Genomic DNA, 23,493 nt, shown 5'->3' with positions numbered 1-23,493 from the left:
TAGCATTTTTTGCTGTTTTTTTTCCTAGATTGTCACGTCGGCACTACGTCCCTCCTCGCAATGACGGGGTTTTTCGAGCCAGGTAACAATGCCCAGTATAGGACAGGATGCCGATAAATACCGTCATACTTGAACCCTCCACCTCGATATTTCCTTATTCTAAGGCGTTTTAATAACAGTTTTGCCAAAATTTTAAAAAATAAATAAAAATTCCTATTGACTTTCAATAGATACAGCTTAGCATAATTATAATTAAAAAATCGTAAAAATGTTAGGTTATGAAACAGAACAGCGAAGCTTAACAAAAGAACAAAAGCGGGCAGTTAGTTTGTTATCTGTGGGCACTTTCCTAGAGTATTTTGACCTAATGCTTTATGTGCATATGTCGGTACTTCTAAATGAGTTGTTTTTCCCTGAAACCGATCCTTATACTGCTTCTCTTATTTCGGCTGCGGTTTTTTGCTCTACTTTTGTTTTTAGACCGATAGGTGCACTTATTTTTGGCTATATAGGGGACAAGCATGGTAGAAAAGCTACGGTTGTTATAACAACGATGATGATGGCAATGTCTTGCCGTCGCAATGGCATTGATGCCGACTTATGCAGAAAAGGGGATTATAGCTACTATTGCGGTGATAATTTGCCGTATCGTGCAAGGACTTTCTTCTATGGGAGAAGTAATAGGTACAGAAATTTACTTAACTGAAAGTGCCAAACCACCTATACAATATCCCGTAGTAGCACTAGCAACTGTTTTTGCTACTGTTGGAACATTTGCGGCTTTAGGGATTGCTACTATTGTTACCTCATTCGGCTTTAATTGGCGAATTGCTTTTTGGATCGGTGCTATAATTGCCGTTATCGGAACGGTAGCACGAAGAGCTCTACGTGAAACACCGGAATTTGTCGATGCAAAGCTTAGGTTACGAAAAATTTTTGAAAAAGCCAATAGAGACCCCAAAATATTAGAAAATAACCCTATCTGGAAAGAAAAAATAAATAAAAAAACAGCAATAGCATTATTTGTAATGTATTGTGGTTGGTCAATATCCTTTTATTTAGCTTATATACATTGTGGAGAAATTCTTAAAACTTCCTTTAATTATACCCCTGAACAAGTTATTCAACAAAATTTTAATTTATCTATAGTCGAGTTAATTAGTATTTTAACCTTTGCAGGCTTAAGTTATTGGATATACCCATTAAAACTTTTAAAGATATTATTAGGAATGTTTACTATTGCTGCTTTAGCTTGCCCATATTTACTAGATCATGCTACAACTCCCTTTCATATATTTATAATTCAAGCATTTATTATGGCCTTCGCACTGAATGTTATGCCGGCCGTACCAAATTGTGTGAGACATTTTCCGATTTTTAAGCGTTTTACTTATGTTACCTTTGCTTATGCTTTATCGATGGCTTGTATGTATGTAATTAGCTCTTTTGGTATTATTCATTTGACAAAGTTTTTCGGTAATTGGGGATTGTTGGTTATTATGATTCCAACAAGTATTGGGTTTGGATTTGGTATACTTCATTTTGAAAAATTGGAGAAAGAAGCGGGGCTTTATCCTCTAAATCACCGAACAACTATTCTCAGGCTGTTGTTTAAGAGTAAAATATTGATAACAAATTTGTCTTAACTTGTCTGCAATATCTCTCAGCTCAAGATATTCTGCTAAAATTACAAAGTGATCAAAAGTTTCATCTATAATTTTTTTAGCTTTCTCCGGAGATTTTGCTCCTAATGTTTGTAAATTATGTACCCGATCAAAGATTTTTATAAGTGCCGTATCATGTTGTTTTTGCTGAATTAATAAATTTAAACTATCCTCAACACTGAGTTTTCCGGAAGGTTTAATTCTAGTTAAACCTTCCACATGAGTTGCAACGTTTCTATCGAAAATAGCAGCAATATTTTCTTCCGTAAGCAGCGTGTCTTCTATAGTATCATGTAATAAAGCAGCATTTAACATATTAGGGATGAAAAGTTTAGGGGCTTCATAAGCAGTAAATTCCGCCACCATATAAGCAACTTCTACCGGATGGGAGTAATAAGGCTCACCTGATTGCCGCATTTGAGAACTGTGATATTTTCGTGCATAATAAATACCCTTTTTAATATCCCTAAGGTCTATCGGATATTGTACTAACTTGTTTAAAGAAGTAATTTGATCTAATAGCCTTGCGGCATAATTACAAACTTCAAACTTTTCTTCCCAATAATTAAGGTCTTCCATAATACCTGGTATTTAATTTTATATTTTATACGATTTTTGATTAAAGAAGCAAATATAAATATTAAAGATGAGTAGGCTTTATGATAAAATAAAGGCTTATGCTGTATTTATATTCATTGTGTGAAGGTAATGGCCTTGCTGCGTGGCTCGAAAATTAATAAAAACTCCGTCATGGCGAAGACACGAAGACATTGTTGCATGGATCGAGAAAAGTAGCAGTATGTCATTCCCGCGAAGGCGGGAATCCAGAAAAAACACTTAAAATAAGTAAAATTATATAAAAATTTACTATATAATTCGCTTAAATATTCTCTGGATTCCCGCCTTCGCGGGAATGACATCAAAAATTTGATCCATGCAACAATGCCACCTCGCAATGACGGTTTCTTAGAGCCATTCAACAATGCCTGCTATCGCTCCTAATGACAAGATTTTTTGTGTTTTCAATCCCCACAACAATAACATCGACACAATTTTTTATTTTAAACGCTCTTTATCTTCATTTGATTCTTGCAACTTTTGTAGTTCTATGGCATTAATTAACGATATAGAAAGATTACTTAGGTTATATTATGTTAAAAAAGTGTATTATTTTATTTTTAGGATTGTTTCTTCTTTCAGGCTGTATTGATGGATTTAGAGACTATTTTAAAAAATCTGCAAATAATAAATTAGTTGATAGTAAAGGATTTAAAGGCGGTAAACGTAGACCTTTATATAATGGTAAATATATTAATTTGGCTAAAAAGAATATTGTCGAAGATAATCTTGATGAAGATAACGATGATGACTATAATGATAATCCTTTAAGTAGTGAAGCGATTAATCCATCAAAAAGAAATCGTGATATGTATCTTAAAATGATCAAGAGAGATATGACCCGTCAAAAGGCTCAAAAAAATATCGATGCTGACTATATAGATGATTCCTCCCTAGCTCAAGCAAATAAAAAAGTTAGAAAAAATAATAGCGATAAAGAAGAAAAACTGCAGCAGGAGCTAGCTCAGATTAAGGCTATGCTTAAGGAAACCAGGCAAGATTTATCAAAATATTCCTGTTCGGGTGCCGTGCAAGAGCGAAACTATACGCCGCCGGTTACAAATTATGCACCTTCGACTTATTCTCCCGTAAATGATAATAGTAAGACATATAACCGGAAATCTAAGGTAAAACAGAAATTTATCAGAGAAGACGAAGACGAAGACGATACGAGCAAAAAAGACAATGAATGTGCTATATAATTTCTATGGTTCACGGTAATGATTAATAATAGTTTACTTACACTTAGTTCCGTAACTCAAACAGTTATGACTAATAACAATGTAAGAAAAAAAATACTTGATAATATTAATCTTACTTTAAAATCTAATGAAATAGTTGCTATTCTTGGAAAATCGGGAGCCGGTAAGTCAACATTGCTTAGAATAATTGCCGGCTTAAGCAGCCCCGCTACCGGTAGGCTAATTTACCGTAACCAAGAAAAAGCTAATGATTGTTTTGAAATAGGTATGATATTTCAAACATTTGCTCTTTTTCCTTGGCTTACGGTTCTTGAAAATGTTGAACTCGGTTTAAAAGCTTTAGAAATTTCTGAACGGGAACGTCGAACTAGAGCATTAGCCGCTATAGATTTAATAGGACTTGACGGTTTTGAATCGGCATATCCAAGAGAGTTATCAGGAGGGATGAAACAAAGAGTAGGCTTTGCTAGAGCCTTAGTTTTAAGACCGGAAATTTTGCTTATGGATGAGCCTTTTTCTGCTCTTGACGTGTTAACGGCAAATAATTTAAAGAATGACTTTCTTGATTTATGGAGCAACGGTAAAACTCACATGAAATCGGTAGTTATTATTACTCATTCTATTGAGGAAGCTATAATTATGGCGGATAAAGTATTAATTTTTTCATCCAACCCCGGGCGTATTGTGTCCGAATTATCTATTACGTTGCCACGTCCAAGAGACAACCAAACGGCTGAATTTCGTGCTATAGCCGATAAAATCTACGGCTTGATGGTATCCGCTTCTGATAAACCCACTGTCAGCGAGAAGAAACTAGATATTTCTAATATTACTCAAAAAATTCATTTAACTCAAGTAAATCAATTAATCGGTAGTGTGGAAGCTTTATTTGTTCCTCCTTATAAGGGTGTTGCCAACCTTGCTGAATTATCCAAGATTTTTCATATTAATAATACCGAGGAGATACTGCGGATAGTCGGGGCATTAGACATGTTAAAGTTTGCAACCGTGACAAACGATAATATCAAGTTAAATAAAGCCGGCAAAGAGTTTGCAGCTGCAGATTCCGAAGCCCGTAAAAAAATGCTGGCACGGCACTTGCTGGATAACGTAGCGATTGCGTCTTATATATGTGAAGTTCTACATCAACGTTTTGATCATAAAGCACCTTTATCTCGTTTTCAAATGCAACTTGAGGATAAATTATCTAAAGAAGATGCCGCTATGACTTTAAAATCTATAATCACTTTCGGAAGGTACGCAGAAATTTTTTCATATGACGATAACAAAAAAGTCTTCAGTTTAGATAACCCGACCGGATAATAAATTAAATCTAAAATGATTTGGGCGTTGTTGTATGGCTCGATTTTACCTCGTCATTGCGAGGAGATTCGAAGAATCGACGTGGCAATCTAAAGAAAAAATAGCAAAAAATGTTATGAAATTTATTATTTTCTGGATTGCCGTACTCCTTTTAGTTGCTCGCAATGACGTTTGGGGTATCTATGCAACAATGCCAATGATTTGGAAAAATAACCTATCCAATACATAACTAAATATAAACCAATAAGTGCCTTTTTATTTTATAGAGCAACTTAAATACTTGACTATATTTTTATTTTCATTATTTTTAATTAAGATAACGTGGTGTTTAGCTTCCATCATCTATAAAAAACAATTTTATTACATCGAATTAACCGGTATATTTACGTATTAAGAAAATTTATCTTAGATCAGTAAAATCGTTACGTTAAAATAGTGGGAGCCGGTTTATAATTTTAGTAAACCTGTTGGTTGATTTATCTTAATAACCATATAAACAAGGAGAGGAAAAAATGAGTAATGAAGAAGAAAAAAAATTATTAACTCCTATGTACGAAGACGAGGAAACAGAAGAAGAAAAAAGGCAAAAAGCTGAGGATTCAAAAAAGCAGCTCAAAGCAATATTATTTACTTTTGTTCCTTTGTTAGTCGGCTTTTTAGTATTTACTTATTATTTCCTTAATTCTATAGAAGAAAAGGCAAGAGAACAAAGAAGGCTTGAAGCTCGAGAAGCAAAGAAAATAGAAAGACAAAATAGAGCTCAGCAGATCCAACAGACCCCACAGCTTCAACAGAATCAGCAGACACAACAGTAAAGAACTGTTGTTATAGGACAGTATCGGCCCTGTAATAACATTTTTTTGTTATTCTTGCGTGGATACCCCAAACGTGGCATTGTTGTATGGATAAAAAAAAGTGCTATATGTCATTCCTGCGAAAGCAGGAATCCAGAAAAAACACTTAAAATAAGTAAAATTTTACTATATAATTCGCTTAAATATTTTCTGAATTCCCGCTTTCGCGGGAATGACGTACAGCACTTTTTCTCGATCCACGCAACAACACCCCAAACAAGCTATAATTCCATCACTTTTTCCCTCATAATCTACCCTAAATATATATTGTGACAAAAATGTTATAAAAAACTATTGATTTCTTTTATATTCAGCACTAACGTATATACTTGCATTAATATTTTAAGGTAAACCAATGTCGCTAATAGATGTTCTTGTAGTAGATGATGAAGAAGATATAAGGAATATAGTTGCTGCAATTTTAAAAGATGAAGGATTTAATCCTAAAGTGGCAGCTAATAGTACACAGGCTTTGAGAATACTTGCCGAAAAGCCCGTATCGGCAGTTATTTTAGATATTTGGCTTCAGGGGAGTGAAATTGACGGACTCGGAATTTTAGAGATAATAAAAAAACGTTATCCGTTAATGCCGGTAATAATAATTAGCGGACACGGTACAATTGAAACTGCGGTAAATGCTATAAAAATGGGTGCCTATGATTATATAGAAAAGCCGTTTAGTAATGATAAGCTAGTTATTTTACTTAAAAGAGCATGCGAAGTAACAAAGTTAAAGCGTGAAAATATTGACCTTAAATCAAAAGTTATAGATAAAACCGAACTGATAGGCGAATCTTCCGTTAGTGTAAAACATAAAATAGAAATTGAAAAAGCAGCTTTTGCTACTAGCCGTGTTATGATTCACGGTAAAGTCGGTAGCGGTAAGGAACTTGCTGCAAGATTAATTCATAAAAAGTCTAAGCGAGTAAATAATCCTTTCATTATTTTTAGTCCGATGTGTATGAGTACCGAGAAGATTCATCAAGAATTATTCGGGGAAGTAGATAAAGTAGAAAACGGTAATAAACGTCCTACCTTACTGGAATTTGCTAATAACGGTACGTTATATATTGATGAAGTCAGTAATATTCCTATACCTATCCAAATAAAATTTCTTAAATTTTTAAAAGACCAATCAATAAAAAAACCTTGCGGGAAAAATATCAAACTTGATATAAAAATAATAACCGGTACTTCTAAAAATATGCAAGAAGAAGTAAATAACGGTAAATTTTTAGAAGATCTTTATTATTGTTTTAACGTTGCTTCTTTAAAAGTACCTTCATTATATGAACGGAAAGAAGATATACCTCTGTTAGTGAAGTATTTTGTAAAGCAGCTTTCTAAATTTTCAGGGTTAAAAGAGCGTAATTTTGCCGATGAAACTATCGCTGCTCTTCAATCTTATGAGTGGCCGGGTAATATTAGACAGTTACGTAACGTAGTTGAATGGACTTTAATTATGAATCCGTTAACGTCCGGCAATAATGAAGTAATCAAGCCTTATATGATACCCTCCGAGATTTTAACGAATAGTGCTAACCTTACTAAATTAGAAGATAGCTTTGATATGTTATCTATGCCGCTTAGAGAAGCTAGAGAAGTTTTTGAACGGCAATATTTATCGGCTCAAATGAGTCGTTTTAATAACAATATTTCTAAAACTTCATCCTTTGTAGGGATGGAACGCTCTGCACTACATCGTAAATTAAAATTATTAAGTTTACATGTTCCTCTAAATAGACTAAATGATGAAGAATATGAGGAAGGAAATGCTTAAAAACTTAAATATGAGCAATATATTATGTGCAGTAATTATCTTATTTTTAGTCGGTTGTTCAGAACCGACTCGTGATGCAAATGGTTTGCTGACTGATAAGCAAAGTCTAGTAATTAAAAATTATATAGCTGCCCAAAATGCTAAAAAACTTAAAGTTAATATTAAAGATAAATTCGGTTCAAATTTAAGGGGATTGAAATTAATTGGCGTAAAACTAACTAACGAAGATTTATCGGGAATAGATTTAAGTTTCTGTGAAATATTACGTGTTGATTTTTCCGGTACAAATTTACAACAAGCAATTTTAACAAACGGGATAGTACAAGAAAGCGATTTCTCAAATTCGGTAATACAAAATGTGTCTGCTTATAACTCTGATTTTCAAGGTTCTATTTTTGAAGGAACAACATTAATAGATACAAATTTTATCCAAGCAAATTTTACCGATACTGCATTTAATAAAACCCACATTAAAAATGTAAATTTTGAAAATACAAAATTTGCTTCCTCGCTTTGGAATAATGATAATATAGAAAATGTTAACTTTCAAAAAGCTAGCCTTAGAGATAGTAGTTTTAAAAATACGACAATATTAAACTCTATTTTTTACGGTGCCGATTTACAGGGAATATCGGCAAGTAATAGCAATCTAAGTAATAATTATTTTGAATCGGTCGACTTAAGTAAAGCTAAGTTAAATTCGCTAGTTATTAAAGATTCAAATTTTACTCAAAGCATTTTTAATGAGGCAAGTTTTAATGATATTCAAGCTAATAACTCCATATTTTCATTTTCTTCATTTCAATCTACTATTTTTAAAAATGTTAATATTGTCGGGTGTGATTTTCAAGATGCAGTTTTTACTAGTTCTATTTTCGAACAATTAAGGATTGAAAACGGCTTGCTAAATAATACAAATTTTAATGATAACAAATTAAATAATTTATCAATCAAAAATAGTAACGTTAATTTTGCCAAATTTAATAAAATACAAATGACAAATATTACCTCGGAAAATTCTACTTATATTAATACATTTTTTAATAATAATGAGGTCAAGCAGTTAGCGTTTATTAGCAGTGACTTAACCAATAGTGGAATAATAAACTCGAATATTTCAAATAGTCAATTTACTAAAGTCAATTTTGCTAAAGCTTTAATTCAAAATGTTAACTTTTTGGAGGTCAAGTTTGCTTTAAGCAACTTATCGCAAATAGCTTTAATTAATTCCACTCTAACAAATACGGTATTCGATACTTCCCCTATTACAAATTCGCAAATAAATAATACGGCTTATGTAAATTCTAGCTTTGTGAATGCTCTATTCACTAAAAATATTATTTTAAATAGTAATGATTTTAATAAATTCCAGACAGGAATAATAATAAGCTCAGTTAAGGACTTGCAAAAAATCAACGACTTAACGAATATGAATTTTCAAAGCCTTGATTTTAGTAATGTAACATTTGATAAAACAGATTTTTCCGGCTCAATCTTTAAAAATGCAAATTTATCAAATGCCGTAATCAAAGATTCTATTTTAGAAAATACTGATTTTACTAGGGCAACACTTAATAAAACAAATTTTTCCGGTTCAATATTAACTAATAGTGTATTAGAGTCAGCAAAGATTTATCAAACGAATTTTAGTAATACTGATTTAACAAATGCCGATTTTAGTAAGGCTTTTATTGAAAATATTTTATTGGATAATGCAAAAACCGCCAAGGTTACAGGTCTTAATCTTATCCCGTCAAATGCTAAATAATTCTTACTGAGTAAGGGCATTGTTGCATGGATCATAATTTACCTATGGTTATTACAAGTATGGTGTCATGCCGTGGCTTGACCCACTGCTGTACGAACGTTTAAATAAAGAGGGGAAAATTCTGTCATTCCGTGGCTACGACCACGGAATCCAGTCTATAATGTCATAAAAAGACTCTAAAATAAGCCTAATACTGCTTTATTTTTCTGGATGCTGTGATCAAGGAACTAGAATGACACAGCCTTTTCTTTAACATTCGTACAACACAGGGCTTGACCACGGTATGACACTGTACGCTTTGCAACATTTCGAGCCATGCAACAATGCCGATCAAGTCGCTCGCAATGACGTTTTTGGTACCCATGTAACAAATACCTTGCAGAAGACACGGTTTTAAGCAATATTTGCTTTATTTTGAAAGTTAAATTTCCATGGTTTAAGGTCGCCGACTTTAAAATATATCTCTTTATTTTCTAATTTGGACGATACAGGAATTATATTAGGATTACGTTCTAGTAAAATAAAATGTTCATTATTTTCATGAGCATATACGAATTGTTGAGTTGAAAAATTACCTCTAATCATTTCTTGAATTTGATAGATATCCGTGTCTAACTTTTGCCATTTTTGAAATTTAATAATTTCAGAACCCCACATTGCTAAATTCCAATCATTATTTACTAACTCCTCAAAGTTTTTGCAGCTAACAACAAGTTTAGATATTGTATCAGTTTCTGAAACGTTAATATTCGCCGCATTTTCAAACTTAACCACCGATCCTATATAAGTGCGTTTAGTTAAATTAGCTATTCTAATATAGCTAGAAGCTAATAAAACGGCTATAAAAAAAGACTTATGACATATAGTATAGATTTTCGTAGAAAGGTATTTAAGATAAAGAACAAAGAAGGTTTAAGTTATGTACAAACAGCCAAGCGTTTTGATGTAGGGAAGACAACATTAGTGCGTTGGGCAAAACGTTTGGAGCCTTCACGTACTCGTAATAAACCTGCAACAAAAATCAACATGGAAGCATTAAAACAAGATGTCAAGGACTATCCTGATGCTTATAATTATGAGAGAGCTGAACGTTTAGTTGTAAGTACACATGGCATTTGGAGAGCTCTTAAACGCTTAAATATTACATATAAAAAAAACACTGAATCACCCAAAAGCCAAAGCAAAAGAGAGGTTATGCTTTCAAAATAAAATTACTCAATATACACATGATGGAAAACCTATAGTATACTTGGATGAAAGTGGTTTTATGCATGACATGCCTCGTACTCATGGATATTCTATGAAGGGAGAAAGATGTTTTGGTACACATGATTGGGGAGCTAAAGGACGTACTAATGCTATAGGAGCCTTGCTAGACAAAGCACTTTTGACAGTTAGTCTTTTCGAACATAATATTGATACACAAACTTTTACTCATTGGGTAAAAGAGGATTTAATGCCTAAATTACCAGATGGTTGTGTAATTGTTTTAGATAATGCTGCTTTTCATAAGAATAAAGATATGCAATATTATATCAAAAATGCTGGGCATATCCTTGAATATTTACCGGCATATAGCCCAGATTTAAATCCAATTGAACATAAATGGGCTCAAGCTAAATCTATTAGGAGAAAATATCAATGTGATATTGATCAACTCTTTAGAGATTATTGTCCATAGCCGTTTTATTAGCTTCTAGCTATATAATCCTCACCGGACTCGGAAATATATAAAAATTGATTAATATTGCTCTGTAAATAAACAGCTAAATAAGGTTGGTTATTGGTACTGACAATATTAAAAGGCAGGTCAAGAATAATACATTTAATTTCTTCTAAACTAGTTAACTCTATCATATTAGCAAAGCTAGCTGCCGGTAAATAATAAGAATCTGCCTCATCGATAATACCGGTAACAAGAGAAGTAAGGTTTGATAATTCAATACTAACTATTCTCGTTTGATAGCGATAATTAAAATAATGTAACGCGAATAGTGAATTAATGAGAGTATAAAAAAGAATAAGAAAAAGTAGACAGGATAAGGGATCATAGGCTATTTTTTTGGTTTAAAAACTAAAGGAAATAACCTATGAAAACTGATTTTACCTCATTATTTTGTTTTGTCGATGATTTGTTTAAAGAATTTGATAAAAATACTCTAGCAATTAATAGTAGCAAAGCTAAACCTGGTCCGAAAAGTTCTTTAACTAAAAGTGAAGTTTTAACCATATTAATAGGCTATTATCAATCATCATCAGATTGCTTTAAAAATTATTATAAATACACAATTTTACCTATACATTCCAAAGATTTTAAGCTAGTTTGTTATGAGCATTTTAATAAATTGATAGGAGAATATCTGCCTTATCTTACGATTTTACTAAATCATCTATTTGATAAATGCACCGGTACTTCGTTCGTAGATTCAACTTCTATTGCTGTTTGTAAGAATTATCGTATTTATTCACATAAGGTTTTTAATGGCTTAGCTGCTCGAGGAAAAACAACAAAAGGATGGTTTTTTGGACTTAAATTGCATTTGATTATAAACCCGCAAGGCTCTTTAATAAAGGCATCTTTCAGTAGTGGTAATAAAGATGATCGCAAACATTTTTCTTCTAGGATTAAAGATATTTTTGGCAAGGTATTTGGTGATCGTGGTTATATAAGTAAAGAGTTATTTAATGATTTACTTGATAAAAATATTCAGCTTATTACAAGAATTAAGAAAGGTATGAAAAATATCTTAATGCCTCTTAATGATAGAGCACTACTGCTAAAACGAGCTTTAGTTGAAACGGTTATCGGCAAAATAAAATTGCTCAATAAGTTCGAACATTCAAGGCATAGATCAGTCAAAAATGCCTTCTCTCATATGATCGCTTCTCTTATCAATTACCAGTTGCTCCCTACCAAGCCTTCTATCGACACGATACTTAATTCTTCATCTCTTTAATTCGCTATTCGCGTTAATCTAACATAATCTTCTCACTTTTATCTTTTAATGTATCTTATCTAAAATAATTGCTAACGATATACTAAATTATTAACAGTTTATCAAGTATTGTTTTAAGCTAACAACCTTATAAGTGCACATAGGAGCGTTGTTGCATGGATCGAATTTTTGCAAAGCGTACAGTGGTGTCATGCCGTGGCTTGACCACGGCATCCAGAAAAAACCTTAATAAAAAGACTGGATGCCGTGGTCAAGCCACGGCATGACACGAATTTTTAATTATTATACGCTTTCTTTATCTTCTTTACTTAATTTAGTAACGGCAACAAGAGCTTTTTTTAATACCTCCATTGCGTCTTCTATTTCCCCCAAAGCTTCTAATGCTTCGGATTTACGATATAATGTAACTATATCGTAAGGATTAAGCTTTAATTTTTCATCGCAATATTTTACTACTTCATTCATTCTGCTTAAATCATTTGACTCTATTATTGCATCATAATAACTTGTATCAACTTTATTTTTATCGGTCATTTTTAACTCTGTTTATGACATTATTGAGTAACCTATTAAATTAATTAGAAAGAAGTAATAAATATTGAACTTAACTCTAAAAAACAGTAGTTTTTTGTTATTGTAGTTGAAATTTAATAGACTATTTTGCAATCAATAATGGAGTTTAAACATCATTAACGGTTTGCATATTAACAAAATAATAAAAATAATCAAGAAAATTAAGTTATTTTCTAAAATAATAACATAATTACTAGTTGTAGTTTGTGTCAAAAAGATTGTATAACTAAAATTCTTCGTGGCTTCGCCATGACGATTCGGGGCACCACGCAACAACGCCATATCTATACGGGAATGACAACGAAAGCATTTAACCTTGCTAAACTATTTGCTTTCCCTAAAATCTCAGCCATTTCAAATATTCCCGGGGAGGCAGTCATACCGGTCATTAAAGCCCTAACCGGCTGCATCAGCTCATTAAGTTTTAAGTTCTGAGATTTTGCTATTTCTTTAAATTTATTTTGTAATATATCTTTGTTAAAATTATCAATCTTTTCTAGCTCGGTTATTACCTGATTAATCAAATCACGATTGCATCCCTTTATTATTGCTTTTGCTTCTTCCGAATAATTAATAGGTGTATTAACTAAATAAATTTTAGCGAGATTTGCAAGGTCGATTAAAGTTTCGCTTCTAACCGTTAAGCTTGGCAAAGCTTGCTTAATATAATTTATTTCTCGTTCATTAATTATATAATCTTTCTGTAAAATTTCGGTAACCATTGAAATTAAACTATCATCATCAAGCTTCCGTAAATAATGTGCGTTGATATTATTCATCTTAACAAAATCAAGCTTAGAAGGTGACTTACCAAGCCCGTCAAGGTCAAACCATTCTATAGCTTGTTTTAGGTTAATAATTTCATCATCTCCATGTCCCCAACCGAGTCTTAATAGATAGTTACATAAAGCATTCGGTAAATAGCCCATTTCTTTATAAGCTTCAACACCGAGTGCACCGTGCCTTTTAGATAATTTAGCACCGTCTGCACCATGGATTAGAGGTATATGAGTCATAGAAGGTATTTGCCAATTAAAAGCGTCGTAAATGGCAATTTGTCTAGCAGCATTGGTTAAATGGTCGTCGCCCCTAATAATATGAGTTATGCCCATATCATGATCATCCACCACCACCGCTAGCATATAGGTAGTGCTGCCATCGGCACGGAGCAACACCATATCGTCAATATGGGAGTTTTCAATTACTACTTCCCCTTGTAAGGTGTCATGGATTATAGTATTACCTTCTCTACTAGCTTTAAGCCGTATCACCGGTTTTTTGTCAGTTGGGTAAGTAGCAGGATCGCTATCGCGCCAAGGACTATTAAAAATAAAATGCTGTTTATTCTCTATAGCTAGTTTCCTCTGCTGCTCTATTTCTTCTTGCGAAGTAAAACAATAATAGGCTTTCCCTTCTTTTAATAATTTTAAAGCGGCTTCCTTGTATAGTTCATTGCGTTTTGATTGAAATATAACCTCACCGTCCCAATTTAAGCCAAGCCACTTAAGCCCTGAAAATATAGCTGCCACCGCTTCCGTTGTTGATCTTTCTCTGTCGGTATCCTCAATACGCAGAAAAAATTTACCGCCGTGATGCCGAGCAAATAAATAGTTAAATAACGCTGTTCTTGCCGAACCGATATGTAAGAAACCGGTAGGGGACGGAGCAAATCTAGTAATTATATTTTTGTTCATGGATATTTAATTTGTTTATTTTTATAATTCGATGTTATTCTTGCAAGCCATAGGCGTTGTTGCATGGCTCGAATTTTTGCAAAGCGTACGATGTCATTCTAGTTCCTTGATCACGGCATCCAGTCTTTTTATTAAGGTTTTTTCTGGATACCGTGGGAGGGGCCTCGGTATGACACCATACTTGTAATAACCATAATACGGTAAATTATGATCCATGCAACAACGCCCAAGCCACAGGGTGATGCTTTTGACCTTTACCGCTTAAGTTAAGACCGCACAGAACCTAAATATGCAAAATAATTCACGTCTATATCATCACTTAATTGCCATTTATTGTCGGCAATATCAAATACTAAACCTTTTAGCTCTTTTATCTCCATATCTAGAGGCTTTAACATTTCGTAAATCTCCGACGGTTTTAGGAATTTACTATAATCATGCGTGTTTTTTGGCACCCAGCTTAATATATATTCTGCAGCTATTATAGCCAATAAATAAGCTTTTTTAGTGCGGTTAATCGTTGAAATTATTGCCATGCCGCCCGGCTTTACTAACTTTGTTAGATTGAGCATAAAAGCCGGCACATTATCAATATGCTCTACAACTTCCAAGCAAATTATTACATCATATAATTTACTATTCGGTAATTCTTCTATTGTTGATTGCAGGTAATTTATCGTTAAATTATTCTTTTTAGCGTAATCGTTAGCCGTATTAATATTACCCTCCAATGCATCAATAGCGGTAACGTTAAAACCTAACTTACTCAGCGGTGCACTAATCAACCCACCGCCGCAACCGATATCAAGGATGTTTAACCCCGAAAAAGGTAAGGCGGATTTTTCAATATTATAATGTGAAGTTATTTTATCTATTATATAATACAAACGAATAGGATTTATTCGATGCAAAATACCGAATTCTCCCTTTTCATTCCACCATTCATGCGAAATTTTAGCAAATTTTTCTAATTCCTTTTTATCAATCGAAGACATAATAGATATTTTTTGTTAACATTCACGGATTAAAGGTTTATTAGTGCCTCATTATCTGCTATTTTTTACCTTTTGTCATATATTAATTTAAAATGCTTTCAATAATACTAGCGTTAATTTTAATTAGCCTAATCTTCGCACCACTTGGCTGTATTGCTTTATGGAAGAAATACGTTTATTTCGGTGACGGTCTTGCTCATGCTAGTTTTCTTGCGGCAAGTATCAGTATTATTGCTAACTTTCCGTTAATATATTCCGGCATGGCAGTTGCTGTTTTTTTTGCAATTTTTGTTTTTATCTTAAAAAATTATTCCGGAAGAAGTGCCGTTATAAGCCTAATATCAAGTTTTATGTTATCTTTGGCATTAATTATAAATTATCTCAGTTCTAGCCAGAATAACATTATTAACTTATTATTTGGAGATATTTTGCTAGTATCACTTAGTGATTTAACATTATTATCTATAATGTTAGTACTAATTATATGTTTTATAGGGTATTTTTATAATCAGATTATCTTGATTATTATTAATAGGGATATTGCGGTAATAAGAGGGATACAGGTTAAAACAATTGAATTACTATTTTTGCTTCTTCTTTCTCTATCGGTATTTTCTACTATAAAAATAGTCGGTGCACTAATGGTAACGGCAATTTTATTAATTCCGGCTATGACTGCAAGATTTATTGCCCGCACTCCTTTGCAGATGATTATCTACTCAATAATAGTCTCGGTATTTATAAATTTTTGCGGGGTAATAGCGTCTTTTTACTTCGACATTCCTCTTACACCGATAGTTATTATAATAGGCACGTTTATTTACGGTATATTTTATATCGGGAATGTATATAAGCAGGGGTGAATTGAAACGGCGGGGGTTGTGGTATAGTTATTACAAATACTAGGGTGTCATACCGTGGCTTGACCAGGTTTGTTGCATGGATCGAATTTTTGATGTCATTCCCGCGAAAGCGGGAATCCAGAGAATATTTAAGCGAATTATATAGTAAATTTTTATATAATTTTGCTTATTTTAAGTATTTTTTCTGGATTCCCGCTTTCGCGGGAATGACATACGGCACTTTTCTAGAGCCACGCAACAATACCTCGTTTCCACGGGAATGACATCGAAACACAACAAACTTTTCTTGCAATAGCGGAATTCTTTACATATTATCAAACATTTGCTTACGAGCAACTTTTCTTATTCTTCTAGCAGCTTCTTGACCTTTGCGAACACGCTTTGCTGAGCGAGTTTCATAATAACGCTGTTCTTTCATTTTACGAAAAATAAGCTCTCTTTGTGACTTTTTTTTCAAAGCTTTTAGAGTATTATCACAATTGCCGGCGTGAACATTTACTAATATCACTAAAATTACTCTCCTTAAATAATTATATATATCATTGAACAATATTCGTATTATCTATATACTAGGCTTATGTGTCAAGCCTAAATATAGGTATCCTAATATGAATATCCCTGAAGAATACTATACCAAGAAGATAAACTTTATGCAATCTTTATTAACGTTATTGCCGTTTAATGAATGGAATAATAATTTGCTTGCGGAAGCTGAAGAACAAAGCGGGTTTGCCAGCGGATATAACACTCTACTTTTCCCTAACGGTTTACAAGAAGTAATAGATTTTTTTGAAAGCCGGCAAGATGATAAAATGTTAATGCAGTTAGCAGAAATTGAAGCTCCAAAAAAAATAAGAGATAAATTATCTTTAGCTTTAAAAATTAGAATTAAAAATTGCCCGCCGATTATTCATAGTAAAAACGCTGCTTATTTTGCCATGCCTAGTAATATATTATTTGCCACAAATTTAGCTATGCGTAGTTGTGATATTATTTGGCGTTATGCGGGAGATAAGTCCCTTGACTATAATTACTATACTAAAAGAGGGTTGCTATTTACTGTTTATCTACCTGCAATTCTATATTATATCCAAGATGAATCAGAGAATTATATTGAGACGGATAAGTTTATTGATGAGTCTCTAACAAATGTAATAAATGGTTTTACACATTTTAAGAATTTGTGTAAATTAGCCGAACCTTCAAACATACCGATTATTAGGTTGTTTGTATAATGTTAATTAACATATTGAGGTCGTCATTGTGGAAGCCGGAATAGCTTGTTGCGTGGATATCCCAAACGTCATTGCGAGCGACTGTAAGGAGCGTGGCAATCTAGAAAATAATAAATTTCATAGCATTTTTTGCTATTTTTTCTTTAGATTGCCACGCCGTTTGCAGCGGCGTCGTCGTTGCATGGATCAAAAAAAGTGCTATATGTCATTCCTGCGAAAGCAGGAATCCAGAAAAAACACTTAAAATAAGCAAAATTATATAAAAATTTACTATATAATTCGCTTAAATATTTTCTGGATTCCCGCCTTTAGCTAGAATGACATCGAAAGTTCGAGCCATGCAACAACATATGCAGCGGCTCGCAATGACGTTACAGGTATCCACGCAACAACGCCACCTCGCCATGACAATGAAAATATAAAAAACTAAATATCTTAAACAATGACAAAAAAATATTACCCTGAAGTAGGTTCAAATGCTGATTTTGCAGCCATAGAAAAAGAAATATTAGCCTATTGGCAAGAAAATAATATATTTCAAAAATCTATCGATAATAGAAGCAGCGAATCCGAATTTATCTTTTACGACGGTCCGCCTTTTGCTAACGGTTTGCCGCATTACGGGCATTTACTTACCGGCTTTATTAAAGATGTGTATGCTCGCTACCAAACTACGAAAGGTAAAAAAGTTGAGCGACGTTTTGGCTGGGATTGTCACGGCTTACCGGCAGAAATGCAATCCGAGAAGGAGCTTGGTATTTCGGGAAGGCTAGCCATTAATAACTACGGTATTGAAAAATTTAATGAACATTGCCGTAAGTCGGTTATGAAATATGCCGAGGATTGGGAAGAATACGTAACTCGTCAAGCAAGATGGGTAGATTTTAAGAATTCTTATAAAACGATGGATAAGAATTTTATGGAATCTGTTTTATGGGCATTTAAGGAACTCTATAATAAAGGGTTATTATATGAATCGATGCGAGTCATGCCTTATTCTTGGGCTTGCGAAACACCATTATCTAACTTTGAAACCAGGCTTGATAATTCATATCGTGAAAGAGCCGATAAAGCCGTAACGGTTAGTTTTATACTATGTCATCCCGGGGCAAAGATCCCGGGATCCAGTAAGAACCCTGAAACAACTAATATTATAAGTTGTTTTCTGGATACCGTGGACAAGCCACGGTATGACACCGGGGGCTTCGCGGGAATAACACAGGAGGGTAATTATGAAGAATATAGATTACTTGCTTGGACGACTACGCCCTGGACATTGCCGTCAAACTTAGCACTAGCGGTAGGTAGCGATATCGAATATGCGTTAGTTCCTAAAGATAATATTTGTTATATTTTAGCTAAGTCTTCGGTCGGTAAATATATAAAAGAATTAGGACTTAGCGGTGAAGAAAATTTTGAGATAATTAAAGGCAGTGAATTAGCCGACCTTTCATATAAGCCGTTATTTAATTATTTTGCCAATCATCCGAACAGCTTTAAAATATTTGCCGGCGACTTTGTCGTTGAGGGTGACGGCACCGGTATAGTACATATGGCACCGGGATTTGGTGAAGATGATCAAATTCTTTGCGAATCCAAAGGAATTGAACTAGTTTGTCCGGTTGATAATAGCGGGAAATTTACCAAAGAAATTCCCGATTTTGAAGGTCTACAAGTATTTGATGCTAACGATAAAATAATTATTAAACTTAAAAACCAAGGAAACTGGTTTAAAACCGAACAATATATTCATAACTATCCCCATTGTTGGCGGACGGACACACCGCTTATATATAAGGCTGTGCCGTCATGGTATGTTAAAGTTACTGAATTTAAAAACAGAATGGTAGAGTTAAATCAGCAAATTAACTGGATACCTACGCATGTAAAAGATAATTTATTTGGCAAATGGCTTGAAAATGCTCGTGATTGGTCGATAAGCCGTAATAGATTTTGGGGAACGCCGCTGCCGGTATGGAAATCCGACGACCTGAAATATCCACGTATAGATGTTTACGGTTCTATAGAGGAGCTAGAGAAAGATTTTGGCGTTAAAATTACCGATTTACATCGTCCATTTATTGATGAGCTAACAAGACCCAATCCGTCCGATCCGACAGGCAAATCCACGATGAGAAGAATAGAAGACGTATTTGATTGCTGGTTTGAGAGCGGCTCGATGCCCTATGGGCAAGCTCATTATCCGTTTGAGAACAAAGAGTGGTTTGAGGATCACTTCCCCGCCGATTTTATCGTTGAGTATTCCGCTCAAACTCGTGGCTGGTTCTATACTTTAATGGTATTGTCTACTGCACTTTTCGATCGCCCGCCATTTTTAAATTGTATATGCCACGGCGTAATTCTTGATGCTACCGGTCAAAAATTATCGAAACGCCTTAATAATTATGCCGATCCGTTAGAGCTATTTGACAAATACGGCTCGGACGCTTTAAGGGTTACAATGCTATCGTCAAATGTCGTTAAGGGACAGGAATTATTAATTGATAAAGACGGCAAAATGGTATTTGATACTTTGCGTTTATTTATCAAGCCTATTTGGAATGCTTACCATTTCTTTACTATGTACGCCAATGCCGATCAAATCAGAGGAGAACTTAATTTTACTTCCGCTAATGTGTTAGATATTTATATACTGTCAAAGCTTAAAATAGCCGTGCAAAAAATCGCAGAAAGTTTAGATAACTTTGATACGCAAACTGCTTATTATGCGGTGACGGATTTTTTTGAAGTTTTGAATAACTGGTATATTCGTCGTAGTAGAGCTAGATTTTGGAAAAGCGAAAAAGATGAAGATAAGCAAAATACTTATAATACACTATATTCTTGTCTTATAACTATGTCAAAAGCCATGTCCGCTTTACTACCGCTAATCTCGGAAGCTATTTATTTGGGATTGACTGGATCGGTAAAAACCGAAGTATGTCATTCCCGCGAAGGCGGGAATCCAGAAAAAAAACAGAGTTATCCTGAACTTGTTTCAGGATTTAATAAAAAGATGCTGAATCAAGTTCAGCATGACGGTCTGGATTCCCGCCTTCGCGGGAATGACACTGAAAAATGTATAAGCGTACATTTAACCGACTTTCCTATTCTTGCGGAATTTGAAATAAACCACGAATTAGTAAGCACGATGGATAAGGTGTTAGATATTTGTAGTAATAGCCTATTTGTTAGAAGTCTTGAAAATATTAGAGTACGCCAGCCATTGGCATCTTTGAGTGTTATAAGCAAAGATAATGAGCCTTTAAAAATTTTTGAAGACTTAATTAAAGACGAAATTAATGTTAAATCGGTAATTTATCGTGATGATTTAGAAAGTTACGCAACTAAAAAATTATCAATTAATTTTCCGGTACTCGGTAAACGCTTGCCGCATAAGATGAAAGATATTATAGTGGCATCTAAAAAAAATGCGTGGGAACTAACAAAAGAAGGTTTATTAATTAGCGGTGAAATATTAAATTCTGATGAGTTTAGTATAATTTTAGAGTCGCATCAAACTATAAAAGGTGCAAAAGCCTTTGCCGACAATAGCGGTTTACTGGTACTTGATTTAGAGTTAACGCCGGCATTAATCCAAGAAGGTACGGCAAGGGATTTGGTGCGTTCCATTCAGCAAGCTCGAAAAGATGCCGATTTTTCAATAAGCGACCGGATTATGATCGAAATTACCGGTGATTTAGATTTATCAGAAATATTAAAGCAATACGGAGATTTTATCCAAGAGCAAACTTTAGGTGAATTTAGCCATGATTTTACCGCCGATTATGTAAGCGATGTGGAACTTGAAGGACAGAAACTTAAAGTAAAGATTAAGAAAATAATATTGTGAAAATCTAAAATAAAAGCATCTATGAAAACCACTTTACCTAAACGTTCGCTTGAAGTTTAAGACAGGCTTGATTAAGTATGGTGTCATACCGTGGCTTTGATGGCATTGTTGCATGGTTCTAGAAAAGTGCTGTATGTCATTCCCGCGAAGGCGGGAATCCAGACTTTTTTTGTCATGCTGAACTCGTTTCAGCATCTTTTTTAGTAGATACTGAAATAAATTCAGGATGACTATAATTTTCTGGATTCCCGCCTTCGCGGGAATGACATATTGCTACTTTTACTGAGTCATGCAACAAGGGCGTCTCGCCATGACGATTCCGGGAGCCATGCAACAACGTCAATGCTACGCCGGAATGATATCGTAGAGGTTGGGATGTACCGAAATAAAAAATAATACTATGAAAATAATTGCACAAATCCCGCCTTGGATGCTTCTTTGTTTATTTGTTTTATCCCCTACAACGGAAACAATGTATACCGCAGGGCTGCCTAGTCTTTCGGCATTTTTTAATATTAGCGGCAATACGGCACAAATTACCTCTACCTTATATTTTTTAGGTTTCGCTTTCGGTATATTATCTTTAGCCCGGATATTGCATGAGATATAGGAGACAAAATCCTCGTAAAGCTGTATAATACTGGTATTTCATTAGAATAATACAAAGGATTTTGTCATGACAAATTGTATAGCATATAGTTACCAGTTTTCCAAAGTAAAAAATCGGACAATAGAGATAAATTTCACTGGAGGTGATATTAGTAGCGATGGAGGTGTGTTGTTATTAAGAGAAGCAGATAAAAGGCTTGGTATAACAGAGGAGCTTGCTAAAATATTTCCTGATAGACGAGATGGTAGTAAAATTACCCATAATATGGCAACAATGCTGAGGCAACGAATTTATGGTATTGCATTAGGTTATGAAGATTTAAATGACCACAATTATCTACGAAAATGTCCTGCTATGCAAACAGCTATGGAAACAATTGATGATATGGCAAGTAGTTCTACCTTATGTCGTATAGAAAACAATGCTGATAGACACTTTGCAATTAAAGTGCATGAACTAATGCTTGATAAATTTATTAAGTCTCATAAAATAGTACCAAAGCAGCTAATACTTGATTTTGATGCTACGGATGATGAAATTCATGGGCAACAGGAAGGTAAGTTTTATCATGGTTATTACGGTCATAATTGCTTTTTACCTTTGTATGTTTTTTGTGGAAAGCATCTGTTAGTTAGTTATCTTAGGACGTCAAAGCAGGATCAAGCAAAACATTCTTGGGCAATATTATCATTGTTAGTAAAACGTTTTCGCCAAGCTTGGCCAGAGGTAAAGATTATTTTTCGTGGTGATAGTGGATTTTGTCGTCATCAGATGTTTGATTGGTGTGATATTCATAATATAAAATATATTGTAGGAATGCCCCAAAATAACAGACTAAATGAGTTACTGAAACCTACAATGGAGAAGTCAAAAGCAGCATTTATTATAACCCAAGAAAAGCAACGTCTTTTTAGTGAGTTTCCATATAAGGCTGGTAGTTGGAGTCATGAACGTAGAATAATTGGTAAGGCAGAAATGACAATGCTTGGAGAAAATCCAAGGTATATAGTAACTAATTTATCAGATAAACCTGAAGATTTATACGACAAAGTTTACTGTGGTCGTGGTGATATGGAAAACCGTATAAAAGAGCAACAACTAGAATTATTTGCAGATCGTACTTCTTGTCATAGATGGTGGGCTAATCAGCTCAGAATGATTTTATCGGGTCTTGCATACACTTTAGTAGAATATATCAGAGGTAATTTATTACAAGGTAGTGCATTAGCAAAAGCACAAATAGGTACAATACGTTTAAAATTATTAAAAATTGGGGTAGTAATTATCCGTAATACTAGGCGTATTAAGTTTTTGTTATCTTCATCATATCCTTACCGACAGGTATGGAATCATGTGATGAAGAAATTAGCATTAGAATAACCTAGATTAGCACTGTTCCCGGTGCTTAGAAAAAATGGGGTAAGGGGCATTACATCTAAAATTTGAAAATAACGGCTTCAAAGCACTTTTTGGCAAAATTTTTACAAAAGTATCATTGCTAATA

18 protein-coding genes and 3 pseudogenes are annotated in these 23,493 nt (G+C 33.9%); 14 read left to right on the top strand and 7 right to left on the bottom strand.

Annotation, left to right across the window (positions count from 1 at the left end; genetic code table 11):
- Positions 1-268 precede the first annotated feature (268 nt).
- Positions 269-1,646, top strand: a pseudogene (locus AAGD48_RS06140) (MFS transporter).
- Here the strand turns inward: AAGD48_RS06140 and AAGD48_RS06135 are convergent.
- Positions 1,578-2,243, bottom strand: a complete 666-nt coding sequence (locus tag AAGD48_RS06135; protein ID WP_341789403.1) for an HD domain-containing protein — start codon at positions 2,241-2,243, stop codon at positions 1,578-1,580. The pseudogene AAGD48_RS06140 and the gene AAGD48_RS06135 sit on opposite strands and share 69 nt — an antisense overlap.
- Before the next feature lie 572 nt (positions 2,244-2,815).
- Between AAGD48_RS06135 and AAGD48_RS06130 the strand changes: the two genes are divergently transcribed.
- The 5 genes and pseudogenes from AAGD48_RS06130 (at position 2,816) to AAGD48_RS06110 (ending at position 9,209) form a co-directional block, all read left to right on the top strand.
- Positions 2,816-3,484 (top strand): hypothetical protein, encoded by a 669-nt coding sequence (locus AAGD48_RS06130; protein WP_341789402.1) that lies wholly within the window; start codon positions 2,816-2,818, stop codon positions 3,482-3,484.
- Between the two features lie 18 nt (positions 3,485-3,502).
- Positions 3,503-4,807: a nitrate/sulfonate/bicarbonate ABC transporter ATP-binding protein gene (locus AAGD48_RS06125; protein WP_341789401.1), complete on the top strand. Its 1,305-nt coding sequence runs from the start codon at positions 3,503-3,505 to the stop codon at positions 4,805-4,807.
- A 512-nt stretch (positions 4,808-5,319) separates the two neighbouring features.
- Positions 5,320-5,556 (top strand): annotated as a pseudogene (locus AAGD48_RS06120) (hypothetical protein); the annotation flags it as partial.
- Positions 5,557-6,016: 460 nt separating this feature from the next.
- A complete protein-coding gene (locus tag AAGD48_RS06115) occupies positions 6,017-7,441 on the top strand; it encodes a sigma-54 dependent transcriptional regulator (RefSeq protein WP_341789399.1) in 1,425 nt (474 codons plus the stop codon).
- Positions 7,410-9,209, top strand: coding sequence for a pentapeptide repeat-containing protein (locus AAGD48_RS06110; protein ID WP_341789398.1), 1,800 nt, complete (start codon positions 7,410-7,412; stop codon positions 9,207-9,209). Before AAGD48_RS06115 ends, AAGD48_RS06110 begins: the two co-directional genes overlap by 32 nt.
- Before the next feature lie 393 nt (positions 9,210-9,602).
- Here the strand turns inward: AAGD48_RS06110 and AAGD48_RS06105 are convergent, their stop codons facing one another.
- The gene (locus AAGD48_RS06105) at positions 9,603-9,866 is read right to left on the bottom strand and encodes a hypothetical protein (protein WP_341789397.1); all 264 of its coding nucleotides are present in this window, start codon (positions 9,864-9,866) and stop codon (positions 9,603-9,605) included.
- 198 nt (positions 9,867-10,064) lie between these two features.
- On the opposite strand from AAGD48_RS06105, the gene AAGD48_RS06100 reads away from it, so the two are divergent.
- The 3 genes from AAGD48_RS06100 to AAGD48_RS06090 all read left to right on the top strand — a co-directional run bounded on the left by AAGD48_RS06100 (position 10,065) and on the right by AAGD48_RS06090 (position 12,166).
- Positions 10,065-10,418 (top strand): IS630 transposase-related protein, encoded by a 354-nt coding sequence (locus AAGD48_RS06100; RefSeq protein ID WP_341789396.1) that lies wholly within the window; start codon positions 10,065-10,067, stop codon positions 10,416-10,418.
- Entirely contained in the window at positions 10,348-10,890 is a 543-nt protein-coding gene (locus AAGD48_RS06095) for an IS630 family transposase (protein WP_341790702.1), read from the top strand. Before AAGD48_RS06100 ends, AAGD48_RS06095 begins: the two co-directional genes overlap by 71 nt.
- Positions 10,891-11,299: 409 nt before the next feature.
- Entirely contained in the window at positions 11,300-12,166 is an 867-nt protein-coding gene (locus tag AAGD48_RS06090) for an IS982 family transposase (protein ID WP_341789395.1), read from the top strand.
- A 282-nt stretch (positions 12,167-12,448) separates the two neighbouring features.
- Here AAGD48_RS06090 and AAGD48_RS06085 read toward each other — a convergent pair whose 3' ends face one another.
- The 3 genes from AAGD48_RS06085 to ubiG form a co-directional block, all read right to left on the bottom strand.
- On the bottom strand, positions 12,449-12,700 hold the full coding sequence (locus AAGD48_RS06085; RefSeq protein WP_341789394.1) for a hypothetical protein: 252 nt from the start codon (positions 12,698-12,700) through the stop codon (positions 12,449-12,451).
- 323 nt (positions 12,701-13,023) lie between these two features.
- The gene (gltX, locus tag AAGD48_RS06080) at positions 13,024-14,433 is read right to left on the bottom strand and encodes a glutamate--tRNA ligase (RefSeq protein WP_341789393.1); all 1,410 of its coding nucleotides are present in this window, start codon (positions 14,431-14,433) and stop codon (positions 13,024-13,026) included.
- 266 nt (positions 14,434-14,699) lie between these two features.
- Entirely contained in the window at positions 14,700-15,428 is a 729-nt protein-coding gene (gene ubiG / locus AAGD48_RS06075) for a bifunctional 2-polyprenyl-6-hydroxyphenol methylase/3-demethylubiquinol 3-O-methyltransferase UbiG (RefSeq protein ID WP_341789392.1), read from the bottom strand.
- A 92-nt stretch (positions 15,429-15,520) separates the two neighbouring features.
- Between ubiG and AAGD48_RS06070 the strand changes: the two genes are divergently transcribed.
- A complete protein-coding gene (locus tag AAGD48_RS06070) occupies positions 15,521-16,291 on the top strand; it encodes a metal ABC transporter permease (RefSeq protein WP_341789391.1) in 771 nt (256 codons plus the stop codon).
- Positions 16,292-16,595: 304 nt separating this feature from the next.
- Here the strand turns inward: AAGD48_RS06070 and rpsU are convergent, their stop codons facing one another.
- Positions 16,596-16,799 carry a 30S ribosomal protein S21 gene (gene rpsU / locus AAGD48_RS06065; protein WP_341789390.1) on the bottom strand — a complete coding sequence of 68 codons (204 nt, stop codon included), beginning with the start codon at positions 16,797-16,799 and terminating at the stop codon, positions 16,596-16,598.
- A gap of 100 nt (positions 16,800-16,899) precedes the next feature.
- On the opposite strand from rpsU, the gene AAGD48_RS06060 reads away from it, so the two are divergent.
- On the top strand, positions 16,900-17,526 hold the full coding sequence (locus tag AAGD48_RS06060; protein ID WP_341789389.1) for a COQ9 family protein: 627 nt from the start codon (positions 16,900-16,902) through the stop codon (positions 17,524-17,526).
- 442 nt (positions 17,527-17,968) lie between these two features.
- A complete protein-coding gene (ileS, locus tag AAGD48_RS06055) occupies positions 17,969-21,379 on the top strand; it encodes an isoleucine--tRNA ligase (protein WP_341789388.1) in 3,411 nt (1,136 codons plus the stop codon).
- A gap of 172 nt (positions 21,380-21,551) precedes the next feature.
- Here the strand turns inward: ileS and AAGD48_RS06050 are convergent, their stop codons facing one another.
- Positions 21,552-21,674: a hypothetical protein gene (locus AAGD48_RS06050; RefSeq protein WP_341789387.1), complete on the bottom strand. Its 123-nt coding sequence runs from the start codon at positions 21,672-21,674 to the stop codon at positions 21,552-21,554.
- 105 nt (positions 21,675-21,779) lie between these two features.
- On the opposite strand from AAGD48_RS06050, the pseudogene AAGD48_RS06045 reads away from it, so the two are divergent.
- Positions 21,780-21,974 (top strand): annotated as a pseudogene (locus AAGD48_RS06045) (Bcr/CflA family multidrug efflux MFS transporter); the annotation flags it as partial.
- 81 nt (positions 21,975-22,055) lie between these two features.
- Positions 22,056-23,369: an IS1380 family transposase gene (locus tag AAGD48_RS06040; protein WP_341789277.1), complete on the top strand. Its 1,314-nt coding sequence runs from the start codon at positions 22,056-22,058 to the stop codon at positions 23,367-23,369.
- Positions 23,370-23,493 lie beyond the last annotated feature (124 nt).

This window comes from Rickettsia endosymbiont of Polydrusus tereticollis (assembly GCF_964026385.1).
GTDB lineage: Bacteria > Pseudomonadota > Alphaproteobacteria > Rickettsiales > Rickettsiaceae > Rickettsia.
Note: the sequence above shows the minus strand (reverse complement) of the source record. Positions and strands in the feature narration are given on the sequence as shown.